Below are 10,069 nucleotides of genomic sequence, written 5' to 3'. Positions count from 1 at the left end.
AGCCCAAGAAGTGCGAACGCCGCTGAACCTGTGGGAGCTTCTGGAGCTGTGCGACAGTGGCGAATGCGGTCTTTCAGGCGACGTTGGTTCACTGAATGATTACGCGCTGCCGTCGTAACAGGTCCGGGTCTGGATACTGTGCGCACCAGCGGCAGCACTTGGCAGGATCGCCGCCTAAGCGCTACTTCAGCTTCAATGCCTCTGCGCCGATAACCAGATGTCCATAAAACAATGCGCAAGGAATCCCCATGTACCGCTGGACTGCCCAACGCCTCGAAAATATCAGTGTCAGTCGCAAGCTCGGGATCGGCTTCGGGCTGGTGTTGTTGTTAACGCTGATCATTGCCGCCACTGGTTGGTCGAGCGTGAAGACGCTGATCGAGCGCGGCGACAAGCTGGCGACGATTTCGCAGATCAGCGAACAGACGCTGGAACTGCGCACCGCGCGCATGATTTACGAAACCCAGTCCAACGCCGATTCTGCGAGGGCAGTCATGACCGCGCTGGACACGCTCGACGATGACCTCACGAGGGCCCGCGGCCAACTCACTGTCGGTGACGACGTGAAGCTGCTGAACGCCCAGACGCAGGCCGCGGCAGATTACCGCCGCGCCTTCGACGACATGACCAAGGCCATCCAGGTGCGCGAGGCCAGTCGCGTCAATCTGGGCGCAACGGCTGACGCCGCGGTGGATGAGGTCAACAAGATCGAAGAGGCACTGATCCAGCACGACAACATCCTGCAATTCAACAGCGCAGTCGGCGTGAGCAAGCAGATTCAGCAGGCACGCTTTCAAGTGCGCGGCTACACCTTCAGCGGCAATCCCGATTTCGAAAAGAACGCCGACGCTGCTATCGATGAAGCCATCATCGGCGTGAACACCCTGGCGGGCGATGTCTCGTCTCAATACATCCCACAGCTGCAACGGGCGAATCTTGCACTCAAGGGTTATCGCGCGGCCGTGGGTCAGTATCGCGATGCGCAACAAGTCAGCCGTCAGGCGCTGGAGAAGATGACTGCGCTGGGCCAGCAGTTGCTCGACGTCAGCGACAAACTGACCGCCTCGCAGAACGCCAAGCGCGATGCCGACAGCCGTCAGGCGCAGTTGATGCTGAGCCTGGCGACGGTGCTGGCGCTATTCTTCGGCGTGCTGGCGGCTTGGGCGATCACACGCCAGATCACCCTGCCGTTGAAACAGACGCTGGCGGCGGTGGACCGCGTGGCGGCCGGCGACTTGACCCACAACCTGGATATCGACCGCCGTGACGAGTTGGGCCAGCTGCAAAGCGGCATTCAGCGCATGACCCTCAGCCTGCGCGACCTGATCGGCGGCATCAGCGACAGCGTGACGCAAATCGCCAGCGCCGCGGAAGAACTTTCCGCTGTGACCGAGCAGACCAGCGCCGGTGTCAACAGCCAGAAAGTCGAGACTGATCAGGTCGCCACCGCCATGCATCAAATGGCGGCTACCGTGCAGGAAGTCGCGCGTAACGCCGAGGAAGCCTCCGAGGCCACTGTGGCGGCCGATCAACAGGCACGCGAGGGTGACAAGGTGGTCAACGAAGCCATCGCCCAAATCGAGCGTCTGGCCAATGAGGTAGGAAATTCCACCGTGGCGATGGGTGAACTCAAGCGTGAAAGCGACAAAATCGGCAGCGTGCTGGACGTGATCAAGCCGGTCGCCCAGCAAACCAACCTGCTGGCGCTCAACGCCGCCATCGAAGCCGCTCGTGCCGGGGAGGCAGGTCGTGGCTTTGCCGTGGTCGCCGATGAAGTGCGCAGCCTGGCTCAACGCACGCAGAAGTCCACCGAGGAAATCGAGGACTTGATTGCCGGCCTGCAGAACGGCACGCAGCATGTGGCGACCATGATGGATAGCAGCCGCGAGCTGACGACCAGCAGCGTAGAACTGACACGCCGGGCCGGTGGTTCGCTGGCGAGCATTACCCGAACCGTGTCAGCGATCCAGGCCATGAACCAGCAGATTGCCGCTGCCGCCGAGCAACAGAGCGCCACCGCCGAGGAGATCAACCGCAGCGTGCTGAACGTGCGCGATGTGTCCGAGCAGACCTCGGCCGCCAGTGAGGAAACGGCTGCTTCCAGTGTCGAGTTGGCGCGGTTGGGGACGCATTTGCAGGGGTTGGTCGGGCGGTTTCGGGTTTGACCCTGGCTGCCGACTGACGCCAACCCGTGGGAGTGAGCTTGCTCACGAAGGCTGATTTTCAGACGCTAATTGTCCTGTGAATGTCGGGCAGTCTTCGTGGGCAAACTCACTCCCGCAGGGTGATTGCGGCGTATCGGAACTGCGCTATCACAGTGGAATCTGTGACCCCAATCACCCCTCCCGCCGCTTCGGAAATCTCCTACACCCTCGTCAGGTCACGTCTTCATCACGCCTGCCGATGCGCGTTTAACGTTCATCCGCAGGAGACCCACCATGTCGCAAGGAATCAACGGGGCGCTGGCCAATACCAGCGTCAAACTCAAGCTGTCGCTGGGATTCGGCGCGGTATTGTTGCTGACGCTGGTCATTACGCTCACCGGCTGGCACGGGCTGGATACCATGATCGAGCGTTCGGAATCGCTGACTTCGATCGCCCAACTCAACGCCATGACCAAGGATCTTCGTGCCGAACGCATCACGTTCCGGATGGAGAACACGGCAGACAGTGCCAATCTGGTATCGAAGCGAATCAACGAAATCGAAGCGCATCTGGTGACATTACGCCGCGACGATCACTCCGCCGACATTCTTGAAATGCTCAACAAACAAAGCGAGACCGTGCGGTCCCTGGAAACCGCTTTCGCGGAGTTGAGCCAGTTGCTGCAAAGCCGGGACGCCTCGCGGCTACAGATGAAAAACCTCTCGGACGTGTTGATCAAGGCCGTCGATCAGGTTGAAGGCGATGTACTGAAAGCCGTCAGCGAGGAACAGGACAACAACGAAAAGCTCGACGAATTCACCAATATCCTGCAACTGCGCCAACACATTCATGATGCCCAATTCGAAGCTCAAGCCTATCTCTACACCGCCAACGAGGTGTCTGAGACAGCAGCGGTCGCGTCTATCGACGAAGCGCTCAAGGAGGTCGCGCAGATCATGGCGAGCCCCTCGGATACCAATGCCAGCATCTTGATGACCGCCAGGAAGGCACTCGAAGACTATCGCGCCCAGCTGAACAAGCTTAACGAGCTGCAGACCCAGGCCGAAGCTGCGCATGAGTCGATGGAAGGAATGGGCGACACCCTGCTCACCTCCACCGGCGACATCAGCGCGCTGCAAAGCCAGCGGCGCGACAGTGAGGCGGATCAGTCGCGCAATACCCTCATCGCCGTTGCCACTTTAGCGATCGTGCTGGGTTTGTTGGCGGCGTGGCTGATCACTCGGCAGATCATCCTGCCCCTGCAGCAGACCCTTAGCGCCGCCAAACGCATTGCCGGGGGCGACCTGAGCGTGGACCTCGACATCCGCCGTCACGATGAGATGGGCAGCCTGCAGCAAAGCATGCAGGACATGACTTTGCGCCTGCGTGCGCTGATTGCCGGGATCAGCGACGGAATCGCGCAGATTGCCAGCGCGGCCATCCAATTGTCGGCCGTGACCGAGCAGACCAGCGCCGGAGTGAACAATCAGAAGCGCGAAACCGATCAGGTGGCGACAGCGATGAACCAAATGACGTCGACCGTGATGGAGGTCGCCCGCAGCGCTGAAGAAGCCAGCGAAGCCGCGCTTCAGGCCGACCAACAGGCTCGGGAGGGCGACAAGGTCGTGGCCGACGCGATTGGCCAGATCGAGCGCCTGGCGACGGAGGTGACCAACTCGACAGAGGCCATGGGTCAGTTGAAGCAGGAAAGCGACAAGATCGGCGGCGTGCTGGACGTGATCAAGTCCGTTTCGCAGCAGACTAATCTGCTGGCCCTCAATGCCGCCATCGAAGCGGCGCGGGCCGGGGAAGCCGGACGAGGTTTCGCGGTGGTCGCTGACGAAGTGCGTAGCCTCGCCCTACGGACTCAAGAGTCGACCGAGGAAATCGAGCTGCTGATCCTGGCCTTGCAGAGCGGCACTCAACAGGTGGTCAGCACGCTGGATGCCAGCCGCACTCTTACCGACCGCAGCGTCGAACTGAGCCGACGCGCCGGGGCCGCGCTTGAACAGATCACTCGAACCGTTTCAACGATCCAGACCATGAACCAGCAGATCGCGACGGCAGGCGAAGAGCAAAGCGTGGTTGCCGAACAGATCAACCGCAGCGTACTAACCGTGCGCGACGTCTCCGAACAGACCGCCGCCGCCAGCGAAGAAACCGCTGCTTCGAGCCTTGAGCTGGCGCGATTGGGTTCACATTTGCAGGAGATGGTCGGCAAGTTTCGGGTGAGTTGAAGCTCCACGTGACCGACCTGACTCCTCTGTGGGAATGAGCCTGCGCTAGGTGCCTGACACAGATACCAGTGGGAATGAGCTTACTCACGAACAGACCGCCCTCGTGAGCAAGCTCACTCCTACAGGTTTTCGTTCGCCAAAAACGTTTGAACGGCAAAAAGCACTGTGGGAGTGAGCTTGCTCACGAAGGCGTCAGGCCAGTTAGCCACGGTGGCACAGGGAAAGAGCATCCGTGAGCAGGCTCACCCCCCACAGTGGTCAGGTGTCAGCCCGAAGATTTATTGAAAGCCATTGAGTCCGCTCTACAAAAAACGCCGCCGAAGATCACTCTCCAGCGGCGTTTTCAGCTCAGCGGCCGATCAATCAGGCATTGGCAAGTGACGGCACGTTCAGGTGATTCGCAGGCTGCAATGGCAGCAGCGGCGCATGAGGATCGGCCTTGACCGATGCTCGCCACGCCTCGAGCCAGGCTTCGTTGCCTTCTGCCCAAATCGCCTCATGCAACCGAGCCAACGCAACCGGATCACTCAGCAATTGCAGGCGTTCGTGGTTGTTCAACTGCTCGGGGCCGCCTTTGATAGCGTGGCGCACGCGCTCGATGCGCATCCATTCGATAGGCTCGGCGTGACGGTGACGCGAAGTCGCCAACGCACACGCCAGTGCGTTCTGCTGTGGATCGACCACGGCGCGCACAAAACCGTCGTTCAATGCATGCCAGCGATTCTCGTGAGTGTACTGATCGGTAGAGATCAGCTCCTGCGGTGGAGTGTGTTCCTCTGGAATCAGGAACAGCTTTGCGTCACGTGCCTTGAGGCCCAGGTTGGTTCGGCTGGAAATCACCGACACTGGGATCGACAGCATCAGCGAACCGACGATGGGTATCAGCCACCAGAGGAAGCTTGGGTTCAGCCAAAGCACCAACAGTGCCCAGCCAAAGCCCAACAAGGTCTGCGGACCATGACGTTTAACCGCTTCGCTCCACGGCGTGGAGTCGTCGTCACGTTGCGGCGAATTCCAGGTCGCGGCCCAGCCCAAAAACGCGGCCAGCACGAAACGGGTGTGGAAAATCATCCGCACCGGCGCCAGCAGCATGGAGAACAGCATCTCCAGCAGCATCGACAGGGTGACCTTGATCCGACCGCCGTAACCGACTGCGCTCTTGGCCCAGATCAGCACGACGCTGAGCAGTTTGGGCAAGAACAACAGAACGACTGTCGTGGAGAACAACGCGACGGCTTTTTCCGGGTGCCATTGCGGCCACAGCGGATAGAGCTGGCGCGGCTCCATGAAGTAGGTCGGTTCCATGAGTGTGTTCACCGCCAACAGAGCCGTGGACAGCACAAGGAAGAAGAACCACAACGGCGCCGACAGGTACGACATCACGCCCGTGAGGAACACCGCGCGGTGCACCGGGTGCATGCCTTTTACCAGGAACAGGCGGAAGTTCATCAGGTTACCGTGGCACCAGCGACGATCACGCTTGAGTTCGTCCAGCAGGTTCGGCGGCAGCTCTTCATAGCTGCCTGGCAGGTCATAGGCAATCCACACACCCCAACCGGCACGACGCATCAGCGCCGCTTCAACGAAGTCGTGGGACAGAATCGCACCGGCAAAAGCGCCTTTACCCGGCAACGGCGCCAGGGCGCAGTGCTCGATGAACGGCTTCATGCGGATGATCGCGTTATGCCCCCAGTAGTGGGATTCACCCAGCTGCCAGAAGTGCAGGCCAGCGGTGAACAAAGGGCCATAAACACGAGTGGCGAATTGCTGCATGCGCGCATACAACGTGTCCATGCCCGAGGCGCGCGGCGCGGTCTGGATGATACCTGCGTCCGGTGTGGCTTCCATCAGGCGCACCAGACTGGTCAGGCACTCACCGCTCATCACGGAGTCGGCGTCGAGCACGACCATGTAACGGTAATCCCCCCCCCAGCGACGGCAGAAGTCATCAAGGTTGCCGCTTTTGCGTTTCACGCGACGGCGACGACGGCGATAGAAGATCTTGCCGAAACCGCTGGTTTCGCGGCAGACATCCAGCCAGGCCTGTTGTTCGGCCACGGCGATGTCGGTTTCATTGGTGTCGCTGAGCACGAAGAAATCGAAGCGATCCAGATCACCGGTCGCGGCGACCGATTCGAACGTGGCGCGCAGGCCTGCAAATACGCGAGGTACGTCTTCGTTACAGATGGGCATCACCAGCGCGGTCCGGGCGCCGGCTTCGATCGGTTCATTGCCTGCACTGGCACCGGAAATACGGTATTTGTCATGGCCGGTGAGCAACTCGAGGAAGCCCATCAGCGCGGTCCAGAAACCGGCGGAGACCCAGCAGAAAAGAATCCCGAACAGCAGCAGAATGCTGGTTTGCAACGCGTACGGCATCACTTGAACGGCGGTCTGCCACAGGGTCTGATGGCTGATTTCGTCGAGCGAAACCAACGACCAGCCTTGATACGGCAGGATGCCTTTCATATAGAAGCCAGCGACGATGGTCTGGCCGAGCATCAGGATCAGCAGGATGTAGCGACGAATCGAGCCCACCGTACGCCAGCGAGACTTGGGCAAGTCGCGGGGCAGGTCGTCCTTGGCCGGTTTGGGCGGGTTCTTTTTCCCGGTCATCCGGCGCCAGCCGCGGTGCAGAATATTGGTCCGCCAAGGCTCGGGCACGACTTTGGTGCGGCGGATCGGCGGGGTAGCCTTCAGGGTCACCCGACCGCTGGCGTCTACAGACAGCATTTCTGCCTCGTGCAGTTCGTCAGCGGTGGTCAGCGTCAGACGACGACCCACCGAAGCCTGGGCGGCCTCGGCGGAATCGGCGACAGTCTGCGCCGAAAGGCGTTCATGCAGCTCAGCGAACGAGGTGCAGCTGGCAAGTTCTGCCCGCTGCTCGTCGCTCATTGGCAGGTGTGCCAGGTACTCGGTTAGAGGCTCATTCAAGAGCTCTGGCACTGCTTGTGAATTACTCATCGGCTGGCAACTGGTAGCTCCAGGTTTCGGTCAGGATCTGTTGATTCATGGCCGGCGCCTGTTGGGTGGATGCAGCCTCTACAGCTGGCTGCGGGATTTCTTTACTGGCTTTGTTGGCCTTGGCAGCGTCGGCCAGAGCGGCCTCAGGCCTGGAAGCCTCGTCGGACTTGGCTTCGGCAACTTTGGCCGCGTCTGCAGGCTTGGCGGTATCAGCCTTCTCGCCTTTGACAGCGGCGTCCTTACCATCGACTTTCGCGTCGACTTTAGCCACCTTCGCGTCCTTGGCATCGCCGGCCTTTACAGCGTCTGTCTTGACGATTTCAGCCTTGTCGTCCTTCGTGCCTGCAGCGGCCACAGCGACTTTGGCGTCTGCTTTTTTCTCAGGCTTCTTGTCTGATTTGTCAGCAGTGATGATCGCAGGTTCCTTGCCAGGCTCGACCGGTGTTTCACGCAGCAGGTAGGCACGCATTTCCACCGACTTGTTCGTGTCCTTGACCTTCAGGCGCAGGGTCAGCCGCCAGCCCTTGGTAACCGGGTTGTAACGCAGGTTGTTTTCGACCAGCTCAGTGTTGTCATCGGTGGTGACCTGGCTGCGGATCGCCGGATCTTCACCCAGTTTGGCCAGGGTCGGGCCAACGAAATCGACCAGGTAAGCCACGCTGCCGTCTGGCTGACGGATCAGGTTGGACTGCTTCACGTCACCGGTCGAGCGCAGAGTCTGTTTGACCCAGCCCAGATCAGGCGAGTGAATGGAGTCTTCGTCCATGGTCCAGTGCAGGCGGTAGTTGAAATCGATCGGCTGACCCGGCTCAGGCTGGGTTTCCGGCTTCCAGAAGGCAACGATGTTGTCGTTGGTTTCGTCGGCAGTCGGGATCTCCACCAGATCAACGGTGCCTTTGCCCCAGTCGCCTTTAGGCTCGATCCAGGCACTCGGACGCTTGTCGTAGCGGTCATCCAGGTCTTCGTAGTGGCTGAAGTTGCGGCCACGTTGCAGCAGACCGAAACCGCGAGGATTCTCGACCGAGAAGCTGCTGACAGCCAGGTGTTTCGGGTTGTTCAGCGGACGCCAGATCCACTCGCCATTGGCTGCCTGGATCGACAGACCGCTGGAGTCATGCAGCTCGCGACGGTAATTGAGGACTTTGGACGGCTGGTTGGCGCCGAACAGGTACATGCTGGTCAGCGGTGCAACGCCGAGTTTGCCGACCTTGTCACGCAGGTACATACGCGACTGCACGTCGACCAGGGTATTGCTGCCCGGGCGCAGGGTCAGTTTGTAAGCGCCGGTGGCACGAGGGGAGTCGAGCAGCGCGAAAATCACCAGATGGTTGTCATCCGGGTTCGGCTTCTCGATCCAGAACTCGGTAAAACGCGGGAATTCTTCACCGGAGGGCATCGCGGTGTCGATGGCCATGCCGCGAGCGGACAAGCCGTAAACCTGACCTTTGCCGATGACACGGAAATAACTCGCGCCCAGCATGGTCATGATTTCGTCTTGCTTGTCGTCCTTGTTGATCGGGTACAGCACGCGAAAACCGGCATAGCCCAGGTTGTCGGTGGCTTTGGGATCGAACTTCACATCGCCGAAATCGAAACGGTTTGGATCATATTTGATCTCGTTGACAGCCGTTGCGGTGACTTCGTTGATCTTCACCGGCGTGTCGAAGTGCATGCCCTGGTGGTAGAACGAGATTTTGAATGGGATCTTGTCGCCAGCCCACTCAGCCTTGTCCTGCAGGAAGCGAATCTTTTGGTAGTCCGCAAACTTCATGTCGCGGAATTCCGCCGGAAGGTTGCTCTTTGGGGTTACGTATTTCTGTCCGGCCAGTTCTTTGGCCTTTGTCGCCACGTCGTCAAGATCGAACGCCCAGAGCTGGCCGGCGCCGAAAAGACAAAACAAAGCCGACCCGACCAACAAGGCGCTACGCAGGCGCTTGCCAGGGGTCTTTGGTGCATTACATGGACTAACAATCACGAGCAACCCTCGCCGAAAACAGATGAAAAAACCAACGGCCAGCTATCAAATGCCGGGTTGGCGAGCATTGTTCCGACTCCGAAAGGGGCCAATGATTCCCCAAACGGTTTCGGACCAGTCTGCGTTTTTACCAATTTGACGCGCATTCGCCCGTCTTTGTAGCGCGCGATTATCTAGTAGCCCGCGTTACAACGCATCAGGGGAAACAAAGTATTTATGGCTTTTTGCCTAATAAATTCGGGTACGACAGGCAAAATCGGCGGTTTAGCTCTCCAGCAAAAATGTCACAGGGCCATCATTGATTAGATGCACCTGCATATCTGCACCAAATTGGCCCGAAGCGACCATCGTGTGCGAGGTTTTAGCCTTCTCCAGCAGATAGTCGAACAGCTCGGCACCGAGCGCGGGAGGCGCGGCTTTGGAGAAGCTTGGCCGCATGCCACTGCGCGTATCGGCCGCCAGGGTGAACTGGGAAACCAGCAGCAATCCGCCGCCGACATCGCTCAAGGACAGGTTCATCTTGCCGTCCGCGTCGCTGAACACCCGATAGTTAAGCAGCTTGTGCAGCAATTTGTCCGCGCTGACCCGATTGTCTTGAGGTTCCACCCCCACCAACACCAGCAAACCGTGATCGATGGCGCCGATTGTTTCGCCAGCGACATCAACGCGCGCACTGCGCACGCGCTGGAGCAAACCTTTCATTCAATACCTCATGCCGCAATGGTCAGCCCCTGTAGCACGGCTTGCC

At 59.6% G+C, this 10,069-nt stretch carries 5 protein-coding genes and 2 pseudogenes; 4 read left to right on the top strand and 3 right to left on the bottom strand.

Features of this window, described 5'->3' with window-relative positions:
• Positions 1–248: 248 nt before the first annotated feature.
• The 4 genes and pseudogenes from CE491_RS31360 to CE491_RS31345 form a co-directional block, all read left to right on the top strand.
• Positions 249–1,262, top strand: a pseudogene (locus CE491_RS31360) (methyl-accepting chemotaxis protein); the annotation flags it as partial.
• A gap of 39 nt (positions 1,263–1,301) precedes the next feature.
• The gene (locus CE491_RS31355) at positions 1,302–2,165 is read left to right on the top strand and encodes a methyl-accepting chemotaxis protein (protein ID WP_407681369.1); all 864 of its coding nucleotides are present in this window, start codon (positions 1,302–1,304) and stop codon (positions 2,163–2,165) included.
• A gap of 273 nt (positions 2,166–2,438) precedes the next feature.
• Positions 2,439–3,524, top strand: a pseudogene (locus tag CE491_RS31350) (methyl-accepting chemotaxis protein); the annotation flags it as partial.
• Complete coding sequence (locus CE491_RS31345; protein ID WP_407681368.1) at positions 3,507–4,382, top strand: methyl-accepting chemotaxis protein; 876 nt, start codon at positions 3,507–3,509, stop codon at positions 4,380–4,382. The pseudogene CE491_RS31350 and the gene CE491_RS31345, both read left to right, overlap by 18 nt.
• Positions 4,383–4,745: 363 nt before the next feature.
• Here the strand turns inward: CE491_RS31345 and mdoH are convergent, their stop codons facing one another.
• The 3 genes from mdoH to dtd form a co-directional block, all read right to left on the bottom strand.
• Positions 4,746–7,346: a glucans biosynthesis glucosyltransferase MdoH gene (mdoH, locus tag CE491_RS24410; RefSeq protein WP_110950902.1), complete on the bottom strand. Its 2,601-nt coding sequence runs from the start codon at positions 7,344–7,346 to the stop codon at positions 4,746–4,748.
• The gene (locus CE491_RS24405) at positions 7,339–9,321 is read right to left on the bottom strand and encodes a glucan biosynthesis protein G (RefSeq protein ID WP_110950901.1); all 1,983 of its coding nucleotides are present in this window, start codon (positions 9,319–9,321) and stop codon (positions 7,339–7,341) included. Before CE491_RS24405 ends, mdoH begins: the two co-directional genes overlap by 8 nt.
• 264 nt (positions 9,322–9,585) lie before the next feature.
• Positions 9,586–10,023, bottom strand: a complete 438-nt coding sequence (gene dtd / locus CE491_RS24400) for a D-aminoacyl-tRNA deacylase (RefSeq protein ID WP_110950900.1) — start codon at positions 10,021–10,023, stop codon at positions 9,586–9,588.
• Positions 10,024–10,069: the final 46 nt, after the last annotated feature.

This window comes from Pseudomonas bohemica, from assembly GCF_002934685.1.
GTDB lineage: Bacteria > Pseudomonadota > Gammaproteobacteria > Pseudomonadales > Pseudomonadaceae > Aquipseudomonas > Aquipseudomonas bohemica.
Note: the sequence above shows the minus strand (reverse complement) of the source record. Positions and strands in the feature narration are given on the sequence as shown.